Consider the following 16,868-nt stretch of genomic DNA (forward strand, 5'->3'; position numbering starts at 1 on the left):
TTTACAGGATGCATGTAACGGCAGATCCTCCTTATACCATGGCTTGTTATGCCATAGTATGACCTCTTACGCCCGAAAGTATAATTTTCCTTACTGTGGGTTGGAACCTATATTTAATAAGCTGTATACAATGAGATAAAAGGCAAAGCAAACCATGATTACAGCAGTGAGGGCCATCCACTTTTTGAGAGGAGTCGGTATCGTATCACGCTTCATGATCAGCACTCCGCCCAGCGTGAAGGCCAGAATAATGAAGATGAGATAGCTGTTGGACACCATGAATAGGCTAGACCTGTTTGAAAGCGTTCATGATCCGCTGCCATTCTTCCTCATTATCTTGAAAGGACTGCTTGGGAAACCGATTTTGAGCCCAATGCATCAGCGCCGGGCGGCTTAAAAACGTGTGGGCTTCCTCGCCCCAATCATCGGATATTTCCCGTAGAACGATGTAACGGCCCTGCACCTCGACAGTCATCATGTTCCAATTGTCTTTTTTGTATATTTCGTGTTTTTTCATCATATGCATGTCTCCGATTTTATAGATGTTTTGGTTCATGATACCGCAGTTTCCGCCGCAAAAGCAAATCATTCCAGCCCAAAAAACCCGGAAAAACATCAATTGCATTGTGAAAAAGCATGAAGTATAATATGGATATTCGCCATAGATGGCGGTATTTTTAGGAGGTTGTTCACTTGAAAGGTACAGTTAAATGGTTTAACGCAGAAAAAGGTTATGGCTTCATTCAAATGGATGGTGGCGAGGACGTATTCGTACATTTCTCCGCAATCCAAGGCGACGGCTTTAAAACTTTGGAAGAAGGTCAAGCGGTTGAATTCGAAATTACTGAAGGTAACCGTGGACCCCAAGCAGCTAACGTAATCAAACTGTAAGTGTAACTGAATTGTAAGAATGGTTCCGTTTCTACGGATGTCTTATATATTACGGTTAAACTATGAATTGAGAGCGCAGTTCCTTTATTTTAAGGGACTGCGCTTTTTTGCGTAAATACGTTTATGATATGAGAAGATTGAGCAGGAATAGGGTATTATACGTAATAAAACTAGGCAGAAGACATTATAGATTGAAGGAGTTGAGAAAATGAGTGCAGCAGAGGCTAGTCGTAAGCCTTCCTTGATTGAAGGTCCTATTGCTAAAACGCTGTTTATGTTCTCTTTGCCGATGCTGTTCGGCAACATTCTGCAATCCCTAAATGGCACGATTAATTCGATCTGGGTTGGGAAATTTCTGGGAGAGGCCGCCTTGACTGCCGCTTCCAACGGAAATATTATAATGTTTTTTCTTATCAGTTCCATTTTTGGTGTCACTATGGCTGCTACTATTATGATTGGACAAAATATCGGAGCAGGAGACGTAGCTGAAACCAAGCGTGTAGTAGGTACAAGTGCAGTCTTTTTTCTGGTGCTCGCTTTTGCTATAGGTATTATCGGATTTTTGAGTGCGCCTTGGATACTTCATGTACTCAATACCCCTGCTGAATCGGTAGATATGGCTATCACGTATACGCGTATTATTTTCGCAGGCATGCCCTTTTTGTACGGCTATAATTACATCATGACTGTAATGAGAGGGGCTGGAGATTCCAAAACACCATTTTATTTTCTGATTGTTTCCGTCGTACTGGATGTACTACTCAACCCGCTGTTCATATTCGGATGGGGACCGATTCCTGCTATGGGCATTGGAGGTTCCGCTACTGCTACCCTGATTGCTCAAGGGATCAGCTTTGTGTTGATTCTCATTTATCTATATCGTGTAAAATATTTTTTGCGCATTACATCTTCAGAGCTTCACTTACTTAGATTTGATTGGAAGATTATTTGGACCCTAGTCCGTAAGGGAGTGCCGATGGGGTTGCAAATGATTGCTGTCTCTACCAGCGCGATTGCTTTAATGAATCTGATTAACGGCTACGGGACAGTTGCAGCTGCAGCTTATACAGCAGCTAATAATTTGTCCAGCTATGTACAGATGCCGGCAATGGCGTTAGGTGCAGCTGTATCTTCCTTTGCCGCTCAAAATATCGGAGCCGGACGTTGGGATCGAGTGCGCACGACAACCTGGATTGGGATTGTGTATAATTTTGTATTGACTGGTGGAGCTGTGGTATTAATTTACGTGTTTAACCGTCAGGCCTTGCTCATGTTTCTTCCTTCTACAGGGGGTGCATTGGAATTGGGAATGCGGATTAATATGATCACCTTGTGGTCTTTTGTTATATTCGGTGTTACCAATGTCATTACAGGGGTTGTTCGATCAACGGGTTCCGTAATGATACCGCTTTTAATTACCATTATTTCATTATGGGGCATTCGTATACCTTTGGCCTATGCATTTGTTGATGAGTATGGTCTAGATGCTGTATGGTGGAGCTTTCCTGTTGGTTTTGCTATCTCTGCCGTAGCAGTCATTTTCTATTATGCTTTCGGGAAATGGAAGCAGGCAAGTATGGGAGAGGGAATCCAAGGCGTGAAGCCAGCAGAGGACAAGGATAGGTAGGCCCTTTATACTATTTTCGGCTAATAAAACATTACAGGTATAAAGTCTTTTAATGAGAACAGCTCATTTTTCTTGAATTTTAAAGAAAAAAGTGAGGTTGTTCATTTGTGCTAAAAGGACGATCATATTATAATGGATATGGTTTGGATAGGTATAATTACGTAGACAACAATGTGGAGGCACCGTCATTTGAGTTATGTTGAGCAAGGACGTTATCAAGTACCGAGAGGCCCCATAGGTCTAATGAGCCGAATGTACAAGCACATTCTCCCTGAAACGAAACAAGAATTGAGTAACTGGAAGAGCAAGGCCGAACAAATTCCGGACCCTGAACTGCGAAGCCAGGCGCTTGCGAGCATAGCGGATAAGACATTTCACTGCGTGGGTGGAGCGGTTTATGCCGCAGCTAATATGTCTGCCCGGCAGACGTTAATTCCGCTGATCGTAGCGTATCAGACCATTAGTGATTATCTGGACAACCTGTGTGATCGCAGTACGTCCATGGACCCGGATGATTTCAGGCTGTTGCATCAGGCTATGCTGGATGCGATTAATCCGGCGGCTAGGCCAGTGAATTATTATGAGTTGCGTCGTGAGCAGGAGGATGGCGGTTATTTGACTGGGCTGGTGACAACCTGTCAGTCTTGTGTAAGCAGGCTTCCGGGCTATGAGGCGGCAATGCCTTACGTTCAGGATTTGGCGCGATTATACACGGATTTGCAAGTATACAAGCATATTAAACCCGAGCTGCGGGAACAAGCGCTTTTGGACTGGTGGTCGCTTCATAAAGACCGTACACCAGAGTTGCGCTGGAATGAGTTTGCTGCGGCTACCGGTTCAACTCTGGGGGTCTTTATGCTGTTTCTTGCTGCCAGCGACCAGCATCTGACAGATGCGGGGGCTGCCTCAATACATGCATCGTATTTTCCACATGTGTGCAGTCTTCATATTTTGCTGGATTATCTAATCGATCAAGACGAAGACCGGAAGGGCGGAGATCTTAACTTTTGCAATTATTATGAAGATACCGACATGATGCTAAACCGGATCGCCTACGTTGTGAATCGGGCGCGGGCTGATATTGCAGATGTCCCTGCCAGCTCCTTTCACCGGATGATTATCGAGGGATTGCTGGCTTTATATTTATCCGACCCTAAAGTTAGCGAGCAGCAAGACGTTCGCGCTGTTTCGAGACGTTTAATGAAAAATAGTCCGCTCATGCGTTTGTTTTTCTTATTAAACAGTCGATGGATAAGAAGGCTTATATGATTATTTTGAGGAGGTCATAAACCATGACAGCAGTTAAGAAAATTGCAGTATTAACAAGTGGTGGAGATTCACAAGGGATGAACGCGGCAGTTCGCGCCGTCGTACGTAGCGGATTGTATTTCGGACTGGAAGTATTCGGAATTCAACGTGGTTATCAAGGCCTTTTGAACGACGATATTTTTCCAATGGATCTGAGAAGCGTCGGAGATATTATCCAACGTGGGGGTACTGTACTTCAATCTGCAAGATGCCTGGAATTTACGACTGAAGAAGGGCAGAAAAAAGGCGCGCAAATTTTGCGTGACCGTGGGATTGACGGCGTAGTCGTGATTGGTGGAGACGGTTCCTACCAAGGAGCTAACAAACTGACCAAGCAAGGCATTAAAACCATGTGTCTTCCGGGTACGATTGACAATGACATTTCCTTCACGGACTACACGATTGGTTTTGATACAGCGGTTAGTATCGTAGTGGACGCAATCAACAAGCTGCGTGATACAATGTCATCTCATGAACGTTCTTCCATTGTGGAAGTTATGGGACGTCATTGTGGTGATATTGCTTTGCATGCGGGTCTGGCTTCTGGCGCAGAAACAATTTTGGTGCCTGAGGTAGAATTTGACCTGAACGAAGTATCTGATCGTATGAAACAAAATTTCAAGCATGGCAAGCGCCACAGTATTATTATCGTTGCGGAAGGCGTAGGCAAAGGCGAAAATGTAGCAAAGGTAATCCAAGAAAACTGTCCGGATTATGAGCCTCGTGTTACAGTGCTTGGACACATCCAACGTGGAGGCACACCAACCGCGTTTGACCGCAACCTGGCGAGCCGTTTGGGTGACTTTGCTGTTCGCCAATTGATCGAGGGCATATCTGATAAGGCTTGCGGAACGATCGACGGTAAGTTGGTAGCCACAGATATTGACAAGGTTGTAAATACTAAAAAAGATTTCAACATGGAGCTTTATGAGCTTGCTTTGCGTTTGTCGCAATAATAAGAGCCTTCTACGTACAGTAGATCGGTTCTGATATTGGAAAAGATCAAAATTATGCGGATGACCCGAGTCATCCGCTATTTTTTAGCTTTGAGTCCTATCAGGAGGTAGTCATACATGTACCTATTCAAAATCGAAGTGGATAGTTCGGAAGGAGCGCTGACTGTCATTCTCGCTGCTGAAAATGAAGAACAGGCATTTGAAGAGATTGAACAACATGTGGAGAGACACTTTCTATATCCTCCCAAGCTGAACGAAGTGGCTATTGTAGAGAAAAAACGAATAACTTTAGGCGCAGCATATGTAATCGAGACACGCAAAGGCTAAATAACCTCTGCGTGTTGTTTTTTTTCGGAGAAACGACGTTGTACTTTCACCAGACGCCAGAGAAGTAAAATAGCGCCTACTGCCAACCCTGTAATCAAACCGATCCAGTAGCCGTAGGGCCCCAATGAAGTCCAGCGTGCCAGTATATATCCTACAGGAAGCCCAATGACCCAATAGGAGAGGAATGTGAGCAAAAAGGCTGGATTGACGTCTTTATACCCGCGTAGCGCTCCTTGTGTAGGTGTAGCGACAGCATCAGATATCTGAAAGAAAATCGCATAGATTAGAAAATGCTGTGCCAACTGAATGACCTGCAGATCGGTGGAGTAAAGTCGAGCGACCTGTTCACTCCAGATAAGCAGTACAATAGCTGTAATCAGTGATAGACCTACTGCGCTGCTGATGCCCATTACACTATAAGCTTTGGCATCCCGCGGGCGAGTAGCTCCTGTTTCATAGCCAACCAGAATCGTAAGTGCCATACAAATGCTGAGTGGAATCATATATAACGTAGATGCAAAGTTCATCGCGGCCTGATGTGCGGCTATGGTAGCTGTATTATAGCTACTCATGAAGAGAGTGACGGCTGAAAAGACGGCAGTCTCAAAAAATATTGCAAATCCAATCGGTACTCCAATCTTGATGAGCTCTTTCAAAGCACTAGCAGCAATCCCATATATTTTGCTGAAGATTCGGTATTCGGCAAATATTTTTCCCCGATGCGCAGTGATACCAGCGACCAGCATAATGATCCAGTAGGTGGTTGCCGTTGCCACCCCGGAGCCTACACCTCCCAGACGCGGAAAACCCCAGTTCCCATAAATAAGTAGATAGTTTAACAAGACATTGATGGGTAACGACATGAGCGTGATTAACATCGTAAAGTGGGTTTGTCCCAATGCATCCATAAAGCTTCGGAGCACCGTATAGGCAAATAGAGGCACAATACCGAAGGCCATCGCACAAAGGTAGTACAGAGCTACATTATGAACTCTCCATTCAAGATTCATACCATTTAGAATAGGCTTGACCAAAATGATGCCCACAATCAAAACGACCATGGATAGGGCAAGAGAGAGCCAAAGTGCTTGAATGACATAGTAGGAGACTTTATCTTTGCGCTGTGCTCCCACTAATTGAGATACAATAGGTGTGATAGCCATAAGTATTCCGTTAAGGCCTGTTTGTACAGGAATCCACAGACTTACTCCGATGGCTACTCCAGCCAGATCGGCAGGGGAAAAGTGTCCCGACATATTCGTATCGAAAAAAGTCATGGCAGATAGTGCAAGCTGGGTAATCAGGATAGGGAGCAAAATGTATAAAAGCTGCTTCCATTTCTGCCCCGTTGTTGAAGTCAATTGCATTTTTGTTTTCCTCATTTACTAGGGATTGAATATTCGTATGTATCATAACATGTAAGTATTTATTGTAAGGGATACCGCCACATTTGAACAGTAATAAAAAAGACTGCACCCGTTCGCCAAACAACGGGACAGCCTTCGAAAAAATTATATAATTTCTAAATTTCGTATTAGATAACGAGAAGTCCGGAGGGATAAAACTATTTGTAAGTTACTCCGCTTGAATAGCGGTTTGTGGCATTCCAGAGTAAATATTCATCCACTTTCATATCCTTAAGCGCTCGAATTTGGTCCTCTACTTGAGTTTTTCCATACTTAGCATAATGTCCGCTTCCTAACCAACTTGCAGTAAAATCCTGGATCCAAGGACGAATAATTGGCTTTAGCTTGCCCGTCGGATCTAGCTTTTTGTGTGTATCGGCCATGGAGCCTTTAATCGTCTGGTAGGGATTCTTATCAGGGTCTTTTACACCGAACCAGCCTGTGGTGTAGTGGCTTGGATAAACCATGGGTGAAATGACATCCACATTTTCAGAAATTTTAGTGAAATCCTGTCCGATTCCCTCCGCAGCAGGGACAGATGCAGCATATCCAAAAATATCTACGGATACTCGTACACCTAATGGAGCAAGCTCTCTGCGGGCATATTGTACGAATTCAGCGACTGCATCCGAGCGGGATTGATCTGATTTGGTATATTTCAGCTTGTCTGCTCTTTTCTCAAAGCCTTCAGGGAAACGTACATAGTCAAATTGAATTTCCTTAAAACCAAGTTTAGCTGCTTCCTTAGCGATGGCTATATTATAATCCCATACTTCTTTATTATAGGGATTGACGAACCCGTCTCCCTTGCCGTTTTTCCAGACAGAGCCGTCAGGATTACGGAAAGACATCTCGGGATTTTTGTTGGCCAGTACCGTATCTTTAAATACGACAATACGAGCAATCGGGTAAACATTATGCTTTTTCAATCGGTCCATCAAACCGGAAATATCCCGAATGAATTTTTGCGGCTTGCCCAATTTGAGCAGCTCGGGATTGGACGTTGGATAAGTGATATAACCTGCATCGTCTTTAATATCAATAACCATGGAATTGAGCTCTGTCTTATCAAGCAGTTCAAACAGCTGGGTCATACGCGAACCGCCTGCGCTATAAGCTGTGACATAGATGCCCTTGATAGCAGGAGTCGTCGGTTGTGGGTCAATTTTAACCGGAGGATTGGAGGCATCCACCTTCATCTTATTGTGCTGAGCCTGAATCATGGCGCTGCTAATTGTTGTTGCCACCGTATCTTTTACATTTGGAGTGTTGGCTGACTGGTCCCCGTTTCCGCCTATCCCCATCGCCAATAGCATAATTGCCCAAATCATATTCATTTCCTAACTCTCTCCCTTATGGATGTCGCTTACCTGATTATACGTAAAGTTATGTATCGAAAAACAACACGCTTGTAACCAATACTGGAATCATCAGGCACAGTCTTACATGATTAACCCAACTTATGTTTATTGAATCCATAAAAATGTATAAATAATGCCGCTCTCTTCGCAGTTGTAGATGCAACCGGAAGAAGCGGCACTTGGTAAAGAAATTTATTGAAGATAATTATTGTCTTGATGCTCGCAAATACTGTACTGAATAATTTCTAGCGCATCCGTTGGCTTGAGTATGGACATCCCGTCCCGAAGCACAATCATCGAGTTCAGCTCATCCTTTTTGAGAGAAGGGAGCATTTCCGGATACCATCTTAAGACAATGTCGGACAGTTTTACCGTTTCCATTTCCACAAAAATCACCCTTTCCTGCTCGGAATCATTCCAAAAGAATCATTCAATACGATTCGGAAAAGCAAAGTGCCTGTGAAATAGCAGGTAAAGCTGGTCTTTATATACTATGGGAACAGCGCACATATAGTGTACCACAGAAACTGTATTTTGACACTTGGGTTTGTGCTTATCTTCGGCGAAATGAACCCATCACCCCAACCGTTTCCACAATATTGACAAAAGCAGAAGGGTCCACTTCTTTAATGATCCGTTTTAATTCAACTAGCTCGTAGCGTGTCGTGACAGTCATCAGCATGTCTTTTTCAGTATGTGAAAATGCGCCTTCAATTTTTATTTTGCTAACACCGCGTGGTGTGGTTAACATCCGCTCCAGTAGCTTGTCGGTGTGTTCTGTAATAATGTAGACGGTAATCTTCGTGTGACTGACATAGATTTGATCTAACACTTTGCCAGTCACAAAAATAGATAGCATCGACGCAAGTGCAATATTCCAATCATCGTTCAAATATCCTGCTGCAAGAATGACCAGTCCATTCATGCCAACAAGTACAGTTCCTACGGGGAAGTCACGATAACGAGTGACGATGGAACCGATAATGTCAAAACCGCCCGTAGACCCCCCTACCCGAAAGGAAATTCCTGCTCCAACGCCGATCATCACTCCTCCAAAAACGGAGGCTAGCAGGGGGTCCGACACGACAGATCGCACCGGCACCAAGGCCAAAATCCATGTTGTAACGACAACGGATAAAATGCTCAGGCTAATAAAACGCTTGCCTAAAATAAACCAGCCTGTAATAAGCATCGGGATATTGATAATAAAATACATCGCGCTGATATCAAATTTTGTGAAGTAGCCGATTAACATGGAAAGCCCAGCTACTCCTCCGCTCAGCAAGTGGTGTGGCACGAGAAACAGATTAAAACCGCATGCAATGGCAGCGGCTCCAAGAATGACAGTTAAGCAGTTTAACACCATTTTTAACAACTTATTTTCACCTCATTTAAATTATACGGGAAGCAACTTGCTGGTATTCATGAATTGTTCTGTGCTATAATGCGATGTGGATATTCTTGAGTAGGGACCTATGTCCAGAGAAGCACTTAAAATTTAAACTGTTTTAAAAAGGATAAATTCGTTTAAGATGTATCGGATAGGTTCCCCAAATTCATTACAGAAAGATGCAGTTATAGGTCTAAATAAACTGTCACTGTATTGGGGAAAACTTATACAATAATATCGCTACTTAAGAATACAGACAACATTGTGGATTGTCCACCACATCCACCATTAAGAAGGAGTTTGAATAAATTTGACGACATTTGCAGAATTTGATCTTGAACCGAAAGTAATTCAGGCGATTACAGAACTGGGTTTTGAAGAAGCAACACCAATTCAATCGCAATCCATCCCGATTGCACTACAAGGCAGAGACATGATTGGCCAAGCCCAAACAGGTACTGGTAAAACTGCTGCGTTTGGTATTCCGCTGATCAACAAAATTTCTAGAAGCGACGAAAAAATCAGAGCTCTGATCATGGCACCAACACGTGAGCTTGCTATCCAGGTAGCTGAAGAAATCGAAAAACTCTCCCGTTTCAAAGGTCTTCGTACTTTGCCAATCTATGGTGGACAAGATATCGTACGCCAGATTCGCGCTTTGAAAAAGAAACCTCAAATTATTATTGGTACGCCAGGACGCTTGCTTGACCATATTAATCGTAAAACCATCAAGCTGGAAGATGTAAACACAGTTGTTTTGGATGAAGCAGATGAAATGTTGGATATGGGTTTTATGGAAGATATTCAATCCATTCTGAAGCAAGTTCCAGACGAGCGTCAAACGATGCTTTTCTCGGCTACAATGCCTCCTAATATTAAAAGATTGGCTGAACAATTCCTCAAAAATCCTGAGCATGTTTCAGTTATTCCTAAACAAGTTAGTGCTCCACTGATTGATCAGGCCTATATCGAAGTTCCTGAGCGTCAAAAATTCGAAGCATTGAGCCGTTTGATCGACATGGAATCCCCAGAACTTGCTATCGTATTTGGTCGTACCAAGCGTCGGGTAGACGAGCTGGCTGAAGCTCTGCAAAAACGCGGATATTCTGCAGACGGTTTGCATGGTGACTTGTCTCAAAACCAACGTGATGCTGTAATGCGTAAATTCCGTGACGGAAGCATCGATGTGCTCGTAGCGACTGATGTAGCTGCCCGTGGCTTGGACGTTTCCGGTGTAACTCACGTTGTGAACTTTGACCTTCCGCAAGATCCAGAAAGCTATGTTCACCGTATTGGACGTACTGGACGTGCAGGTAAAGAAGGGGAAGCTTGGTCTTTCGTAACGCCTCGTGAAATTGACCATTTGCACTTTATCGAACGTGTAACTCGTCACCGCATTCCACGCAAGCCGCTTCCAACGTTGGCTGAAGCTCTGGAAGGCAAACAACGTATCATTGCTGAACGTCTCCTAGAGGCTGTAGAAAGCGGCGAGCTGAACGAGTACAAAGGTTTGGCTATTCAAATGCTGGAGCAATATGATTCTGTGCAACTTCTCTCCGCAGCTCTGAAACTAATGACTGGTGAGAAGAGAGAAGCATCGATTGAGCTGACTCCAGAAGATCCGATCCGTGCAAAACGTCGTAAACCAGACGTGCGTTCTGGCGGTCGCAAGCCTTCCAACTACAGCGGTCGCAGCAACGGTGGTTACAATTCCAACCGTTCCGGTGGTAGCGGCGGTAGTGGCAGCAAAGGTGGATATGGCGGTTACAACCGTGGCAAAGAAGGCGGTGGCTACAACCGTGATTCCGGAAGCCGGTACAGTGGAGATCGCAAACCACGCCCGAGCAGCAATGGGGAAACTCGTCGTCCTGCAAGACGTGAAGATTCCTCTTCCGAATAAGAAATGAAATAATGAAAAGTCGAAGCAGATGAAGCTTCGGCTTTTTTGTTATGATTGAATCAGTATGTATGAACCTTTTAGCAATCTGCTTTAATGAGGCACTTATTGATTTCACTGGCGCATTAGGGCTGAAATACGGTATGATATAGCCAAGAGCCGGAATTTATAGGCATAGCAACATGAGTCTTGGAACTGCCAAGGCTTGCGGAGGGAGAGACTGACATTGGAGTTTAAAGGAGCTATGGGTGGTATTTACCGCCTGACCGAGTGGATTACCCGACTGGCGGCTACAAATTTGTTATGGGTGTTATGTTCGTCGCCTTTTGTGTTCTGCCTCATACTGAAACTACTTGTAATGAATCAGAATTTGGCTAATGAATCTTTACAAATGAATTGGGCGATGGCTGTTTTGGCACCGCTTACTTTATTTCCAGCCACATCGGCTATGTTCACAGTGGTTCGCAAATGGGTAATGGGGGATACCGATACAGGCGTGTTTCGTACCTTTTTTAAAGGGTACAAAGAGAACTATAAGCAGAGTCTAATCGGGGGTATCTTTTACACGTTACTGTTTGTCATCATGTATGTGGATTATACCGTATATATGACACAACTCAGCAACTTGCAAATCGTGGGCGTAATTATGCTCATTCTTATCATTATTTTGCTTGTGTCTATGTTTAACTTCTTTTCGATGGTGGCTCATTATCATATGTCTACCGGACAAATTATCAAAAATGCGGTTTTACTGACGCTGATTCGACCATTCCGTGTATTTTCTACCATGCTCGGTAGCGCCGTTGTTATATTTATCGGAGTCAAATATCCTGTGCTTTTCTTATTCTTCATCGGTAGTGTAGTTGCCTGGTTCGCTTTCTTTAATTTTTATGGAACATTCCTTAAAATGCAGGATCAAATGGAAAAAATGAAGCAGAAAGATGAAGATACGGCAAGCATTGAAGACAAGAAAAGTGATAACCTCTAAAAATAAAACATATTTCTCCTAGCATTTACTTTCTGAGTGAGAAGCGCTATAATAAGGTCATATCCTGCGATGCACGTTACGGTCATTTGTTGTTTTGAACCAATGACAATGTCTAGGGAGATCTATACGGATGAATAGCTGAAAAGCCCTGTCAATTCCTGACAAGGGGACTTCAAAAGTTTATTCTGCGGTCACCCACCTGCTAAAGCAGGTTCAGAAGACGCTATGGTCGGACGGCATCGGCGGGTACTCCAAAGATAATGAATACACTCTGTTTATGCTTCTTGCAGAAACAGGGTGTTTTTTGTATGCAACAATGTTAAACTAAGACATGAGGTACTAAGGTCGCATACCACAGGTATGGTCGGTTAACTTTTTGTTGTTTAACGTTTTATAAAGCGCTTGCAGCAAAAAAACCGATGTGCTGCATTATGGCAACGATTATCGTGAAGGAGGAAATGTCTTGTCGTTGAAGAGGACTCTGGTAGGGATTGTGCGCAGCCAAGAAGGTACAAGCGACCGGGTCAAGGACCCCCAAATGAAGACACGCTATTATAACTTATCGAGAGACAAGGCTTGGGAAGAAGTATCATCTATTCTAAAAAAAATTCCTGGCTACAAGGTTCTTCATGAGGTAGCATCCGTAGGTGAAATTACGTTAGAGAAGCGAACGGCGTTCGGTAGAACCGTCGACATTACCGTTTCCATATTGTCTGTCTCACCAGTTCGGAGTGCGGTGGATATTTATTCTGCTTCACGCGGATCGCTAGGGGACTTGGGCGCGAATTACCGCATCATTTTGCAACTGTTCGCTGTGATTGACAAGAAGCTGTCTGCTCATAAGGTTGTGCAGTGATTGTAGATGTGTGAGCAGTGATGTGGCAGACAAACGTCAAAAAAAGCGAGGAAGGCAACCCTTCACTCGCTTTTTTAATATGCAGTCTTGATTTAGACGAGTTTTTTCACTGCTGCAATCGCTTGGTCATAGTCAGGGTGTTCGGACATTTCGCTCAAGTATTCTACGTAAGCAATTTTGTCATTTTGATCAATCACAAAAATAGCTCTATGATCCAAATGGAATTCCTTGATGAACACACCATAAGCTTCGCCAAAGGAATGATCCTTATAGTCGGACAGTGTCAATACGCGGTCAATACCGGCAGCACCGCACCAACGAGCTTGAGCGAAAGGCAGATCGACGCTGACAGTCAGCACCACGACTTGATCCCCAAGGGAATCAGCTTCCTGGTTAAAACGTCGAGTCTGTGCGTCACACACACCTGTATCCAAAGAAGGAACAACACTGATCAGTTTGACTTTGCCTGCAAAGTCTTGGAGCGTAGCTGCTTCTAACAGGTTTTTCTGTAATTTGAAATCAGGTGCCTGATCTCCAACCTTCAGTTCAGGACCTAAGAGTGTCAAAGCATTGCCTTTAAAAGTAGCAGCTCCTGTACGTTCTTGTGCCATATGTAATAGCCTCCTTGGTTTTTAGCATTGGTTATCGTTGCCGAAATCTATTATAATCTTTTATAAAAGACATTGTCCAATTTGAATAAGGTGGAGACACCCATGAAGGAAGGATTGCCTTGATTTTTTTACGTTATGAGAACTGGAAAAGTTATTTGCGGTTTTACCCAGTAACCTGTCTGATTTTGCTCATCAATATTGTGATGTTTGTTGTACTCACCGTACAGGGTGGATCGGAAAATAGTTTGACGCTGATCCGATATGGAGCTTTGATTAATGAGGCGCCATTCACCGATCAACTGTGGCGATATGTATCAGCCATGTTTTTACATGCAGGGTTTGATCATCTTCTGTTCAATTCCTTTGCCATACTCGTCTTCGCTCCTCCGCTGGAGCGTTTGCTGGGGTCCTTCCGCTATGTGTTATTGTATCTGGTCACGGGTATTGTAGGGAACATACTGTCCATTGCCCATTACAACATGGTGGCGGAAACGACAGTCTCTGTAGGGGCCTCAGGAGCGATTTATGGCATCTATGGGGCGTTTCTGTACGTTGCCTTGTTCCAACGTTCCTTGATGGATGATGCTTCGCGCAAAACGCTGTACACGCTGCTTGGGTTTGGCATTCTGTTTTCTTTTGCTGTAGCGAACATTAATTGGACCGCTCACTTTGGGGGATTACTCAGTGGATTTTTCATGTATGGATTATTAATTAGATTGACTGGCCAGCGCAAACGCCACTAAAGACAGTTTTACCGTAAGTTAGCAGGGAAGAAAGAGGATGATGTTCGATTGACGTCTTCTTCCGGATGTTGAAAAACAGATTGGAGCGAATATCGGAGTGGAATTACGACAGTTGCAATACTTCATGAAGGTAGCGCAGAAAGAACATGTCACTCAGGCAGCCGAGGAGCTACATGTGGCGCAATCTGCGGTAAGTCGGCAAATTCATCAGCTTGAAGAGGAGCTGGGAGTTAATCTTTTTATGCAAAAGGGTCGCAATTTGCAGCTTACGCCAGTGGGACAGCTATTTTGCAAACGGGTTGAGACGATAATAAAAGATCTGGAGCGAGCTGTTTTGGAGGTTCATGAGTTTTTGGATCCTGAGGGGGGCGAAATCCGCATCGGTTTTCCGCACAGTTTGGGGATTCATCTTATTCCTACGGTAGTGGCTGAATTCCGAAAGCGGTATCCCAATGTTAAATTTAGATTTAAACAGGGGATGTATCCGAGTTTAATTCGTGATGTGTTAGCGGGTGAGGTGGACTTGGCTTTTGTATCTCCTTTTCCGGATCGTCATGATCATGTGGAGGGGGATGTGGTGCTGACCGAGGAGTTGTTTGCTGTTCTCCCGCCCAATCATCCTTTAGCTACGGCCAAACATATCACGCTGAGTCAGCTTAAAGGAGAAAAATTTATTCTGTTCAGAGATGGATATTCGTTACGCCCGATTGTCTGGCAGGCTTGTCTGGAGGCAGGATTTACCCCAGATATTGCTTTTGAAGGTGAAGAGACAGATACGATACGCGGATTAGTTGCGGCTGGTATGGGCGTTAGCCTTTTGCCTGAAATGGCGTTGTTTCAGACCAACCCGCTTCAACCTGCAAGAGTGTCAATTGTTGATCCAGAAGTCACGCGAACTATTGGCTTGATTCATCGTAGAGATGATAAACTGCCATTAGTTGCAAAGTCATTCCGAACTTTTTTGTTGCAATATTTTGGTCTTAAAGGTAGTGTTGCTACTCCGAACGGAAGTGCAAAAGCGGATTTAGGACAGTGAGTATAGTTTAGATAAAGAAAAAGGTTGTTCTCTACCGTTAACTTGGTAGAGGAACAACCTTTTTTTGCAACACAAGCAATTAATCCCGGCTGTTAAAGATACCGATTAAGCGGATTAGTTCCAACAAGGAGACAAGAGCTGCAGCCACATAAGTTAATGCAGCAGCATTTAATACTTTGGCTATACCCCGTTCTTCATCACTACGGATAAACCCTTCGGAAACCATAATTTCTCGGGCCCGGTTGGAAGCATTAAATTCAACTGGTAATGTAATTAATTGAAAAGCAACAGTAGCCGAGAAAAAGATAATACCCAAGCCAATCAGGTTCGTGTAGCTGAATAAGAAACCGGCAATCAGCAGAAACGGTGCAATCCCAGAAGCGAAGTTTACGATCGGAAAGATCCGGTGACGGAGTGCCAGCATGGGATAATGCTCTTTATGCTGAATGGCATGACCAACCTCGTGACAAGCTACGGCAACTGCGGAAATGGATTTTTCATAATAAACTGGCTCGGACAGCCGTACGACTCTTTGCATTGGATCATAATGGTCAGATAACGCACCAGGTACTGGTTCAATAGGCACATCATGCAAACCATTGCGATCTAGCATATGCCGAGCTGCATCATAACCGGTCAACCCATTTTCATTTGGGACATCAGACCATTTATTAAAAGTACCTTTTACACGGAATTGCGCCCATAAGGATAATCCGAACGCAAGAATAATCAATATATACATACCCATCATAAAGCAACCCTCCAATATTGTTCATCATACTAGCCCAGGTATCTACATCATAGAACTATGCTCCAGCAGATACTTCAGAGCTTCGATACAAGCGGCGCTTTGTGGTAGTAGACCAGTAAGCAACTTGCGCGCTTGAACGGGCTTGAGCTGCCCCAAGAGAGGTTGTAGTTCATTGACTTCACGCTCTAGACGCTGCATGTGCATCTCCAGACTCGTTAGTTTGTCAGTGACGTGCTCTTCCCCCGCAACCGAGTTCCATTTAATCAGTGTCTGTCTGATTTCCTCTAGGCTATACTTCTCTTGTTTCATTTGGTTAATACGTTCAAGCCTGTTTAAGGTTTCATCATTATAGAGCCGATAATTTTTCAATGATCGTTCTTCAGGTGTGATCAAACCAAGCTTTGTGTAATAATCAATAGTTCGTTCGCTGACACCAGCCGTCTTGGCTAGCTCACCAATTCGATACAGCTTCATATCCCCATCTGTCTTCACCTCGCGCTCTTCGTTCAACCTTCAATATTAGCATTTGCAAACGGAGTGTTTATAAAGAATATTTTACATGATTCCCAACCATACAGTCAAACGTTATGCTTTTTTTTGAACAGAAACAAGCTACTTTTATAGTTAGTAAATATGACATGGAGTGTTTGGAACCATATTTTTTTAACATAATAAAAAAAATCTTGTCAACTTTCATGTATTCTGATTATAATGACAATA

At 43.7% G+C, this 16,868-nt stretch carries 19 protein-coding genes and 1 other RNA gene; 11 read left to right on the top strand and 9 right to left on the bottom strand.

Translation table 11 applies throughout. The annotated features are described in order from the left end of the window. Positions 1 to 90: 90 nt before the first annotated feature. Positions 91 to 279 carry a hypothetical protein gene (locus MKX46_RS24355; RefSeq protein WP_029516701.1) on the bottom strand — a complete coding sequence of 63 codons (189 nt, stop codon included), beginning with the start codon at positions 277 to 279 and terminating at the stop codon, positions 91 to 93. Between the two features lie 7 nt (positions 280 to 286). After that, positions 287 to 520, bottom strand: coding sequence for a hypothetical protein (locus MKX46_RS24360; protein WP_013309704.1), 234 nt, complete (start codon positions 518 to 520; stop codon positions 287 to 289). A gap of 173 nt (positions 521 to 693) precedes the next feature. On the opposite strand from MKX46_RS24360, the gene MKX46_RS24365 reads away from it, so the two are divergent. The 5 genes from MKX46_RS24365 to MKX46_RS24385 all read left to right on the top strand — a co-directional run bounded on the left by MKX46_RS24365 (position 694) and on the right by MKX46_RS24385 (position 5,109). After that, a complete protein-coding gene (locus MKX46_RS24365) occupies positions 694 to 891 on the top strand; it encodes a cold shock domain-containing protein (protein WP_013309706.1) in 198 nt (65 codons plus the stop codon). 208 nt (positions 892 to 1,099) lie between these two features. Then, positions 1,100 to 2,518, top strand: coding sequence for an MATE family efflux transporter (locus MKX46_RS24370; protein ID WP_029516702.1), 1,419 nt, complete (start codon positions 1,100 to 1,102; stop codon positions 2,516 to 2,518). Positions 2,519 to 2,707: 189 nt separating this feature from the next. Next, complete coding sequence (locus MKX46_RS24375) at positions 2,708 to 3,787, top strand: tetraprenyl-beta-curcumene synthase family protein (protein ID WP_029516703.1); 1,080 nt, start codon at positions 2,708 to 2,710, stop codon at positions 3,785 to 3,787. A gap of 23 nt (positions 3,788 to 3,810) precedes the next feature. Continuing rightward, positions 3,811 to 4,782: a 6-phosphofructokinase gene (pfkA, locus tag MKX46_RS24380; protein WP_029516704.1), complete on the top strand. Its 972-nt coding sequence runs from the start codon at positions 3,811 to 3,813 to the stop codon at positions 4,780 to 4,782. A 117-nt stretch (positions 4,783 to 4,899) separates the two neighbouring features. Further along, complete coding sequence (locus tag MKX46_RS24385; protein ID WP_013309710.1) at positions 4,900 to 5,109, top strand: DUF3906 family protein; 210 nt, start codon at positions 4,900 to 4,902, stop codon at positions 5,107 to 5,109. On the opposite strand, the gene MKX46_RS24390 is transcribed toward MKX46_RS24385, so the two are convergent. The 4 genes from MKX46_RS24390 to MKX46_RS24405 form a co-directional block, all read right to left on the bottom strand. Further along, a complete protein-coding gene (locus MKX46_RS24390; protein ID WP_069011081.1) occupies positions 5,106 to 6,476 on the bottom strand; it encodes an MATE family efflux transporter in 1,371 nt (456 codons plus the stop codon). The two genes, MKX46_RS24385 and MKX46_RS24390, sit on opposite strands and share 4 nt — an antisense overlap. Before the next feature lie 197 nt (positions 6,477 to 6,673). Then, positions 6,674 to 7,852, bottom strand: coding sequence for a putative glycoside hydrolase (locus tag MKX46_RS24395; protein ID WP_029516706.1), 1,179 nt, complete (start codon positions 7,850 to 7,852; stop codon positions 6,674 to 6,676). Positions 7,853 to 8,068: 216 nt separating this feature from the next. Next, on the bottom strand, positions 8,069 to 8,257 hold the full coding sequence (locus tag MKX46_RS24400) for a hypothetical protein (RefSeq protein ID WP_080658605.1): 189 nt from the start codon (positions 8,255 to 8,257) through the stop codon (positions 8,069 to 8,071). A gap of 172 nt (positions 8,258 to 8,429) precedes the next feature. Next, positions 8,430 to 9,251, bottom strand: coding sequence for a YitT family protein (locus MKX46_RS24405; protein WP_029516708.1), 822 nt, complete (start codon positions 9,249 to 9,251; stop codon positions 8,430 to 8,432). Between the two features lie 325 nt (positions 9,252 to 9,576). Between MKX46_RS24405 and MKX46_RS24410 the strand changes: the two genes are divergently transcribed. The 4 genes from MKX46_RS24410 to MKX46_RS24425 all read left to right on the top strand — a co-directional run bounded on the left by MKX46_RS24410 (position 9,577) and on the right by MKX46_RS24425 (position 13,007). After that, complete coding sequence (locus tag MKX46_RS24410; RefSeq protein ID WP_029516709.1) at positions 9,577 to 11,166, top strand: DEAD/DEAH box helicase; 1,590 nt, start codon at positions 9,577 to 9,579, stop codon at positions 11,164 to 11,166. 223 nt (positions 11,167 to 11,389) lie between these two features. Further along, a complete protein-coding gene (locus tag MKX46_RS24415; protein WP_029516710.1) occupies positions 11,390 to 12,151 on the top strand; it encodes a YesL family protein in 762 nt (253 codons plus the stop codon). 58 nt (positions 12,152 to 12,209) lie between these two features. Beyond that, a non-coding RNA gene (ssrS, locus tag MKX46_RS24420) (6S RNA) lies at positions 12,210 to 12,404 on the top strand. 210 nt (positions 12,405 to 12,614) lie between these two features. Continuing rightward, positions 12,615 to 13,007 carry a DUF1499 domain-containing protein gene (locus tag MKX46_RS24425; RefSeq protein ID WP_013309718.1) on the top strand — a complete coding sequence of 131 codons (393 nt, stop codon included), beginning with the start codon at positions 12,615 to 12,617 and terminating at the stop codon, positions 13,005 to 13,007. A gap of 92 nt (positions 13,008 to 13,099) precedes the next feature. Here the strand turns inward: MKX46_RS24425 and tpx are convergent, their stop codons facing one another. Beyond that, positions 13,100 to 13,618, bottom strand: coding sequence for a thiol peroxidase (gene tpx, locus MKX46_RS24430; RefSeq protein ID WP_029516711.1), 519 nt, complete (start codon positions 13,616 to 13,618; stop codon positions 13,100 to 13,102). Positions 13,619 to 13,737: 119 nt separating this feature from the next. Here tpx and MKX46_RS24435 point away from each other — a divergent pair, with 119 nt between their 5' ends. Together MKX46_RS24435 and MKX46_RS24440 are read left to right on the top strand one after the other, a co-directional pair. After that, a complete protein-coding gene (locus tag MKX46_RS24435; protein ID WP_069011083.1) occupies positions 13,738 to 14,361 on the top strand; it encodes a rhomboid family intramembrane serine protease in 624 nt (207 codons plus the stop codon). A 97-nt stretch (positions 14,362 to 14,458) separates the two neighbouring features. Then, a complete protein-coding gene (locus MKX46_RS24440) occupies positions 14,459 to 15,397 on the top strand; it encodes a LysR family transcriptional regulator (protein WP_069011084.1) in 939 nt (312 codons plus the stop codon). Positions 15,398 to 15,476: 79 nt separating this feature from the next. On the opposite strand, the gene MKX46_RS24445 is transcribed toward MKX46_RS24440, so the two are convergent. Beyond that, positions 15,477 to 16,148: a zinc metallopeptidase gene (locus MKX46_RS24445; RefSeq protein WP_023988023.1), complete on the bottom strand. Its 672-nt coding sequence runs from the start codon at positions 16,146 to 16,148 to the stop codon at positions 15,477 to 15,479. A gap of 42 nt (positions 16,149 to 16,190) precedes the next feature. Continuing rightward, on the bottom strand, positions 16,191 to 16,622 hold the full coding sequence (locus MKX46_RS24450) for a MerR family transcriptional regulator (RefSeq protein WP_049816952.1): 432 nt from the start codon (positions 16,620 to 16,622) through the stop codon (positions 16,191 to 16,193). Positions 16,623 to 16,868 lie beyond the last annotated feature (246 nt).

The sequence above is a fragment of the Paenibacillus sp. FSL P4-0113 genome, from assembly GCF_038009305.1.
GTDB classification, from domain to species: Bacteria; Bacillota; Bacilli; order Paenibacillales; family Paenibacillaceae; genus Paenibacillus; species Paenibacillus polymyxa_D.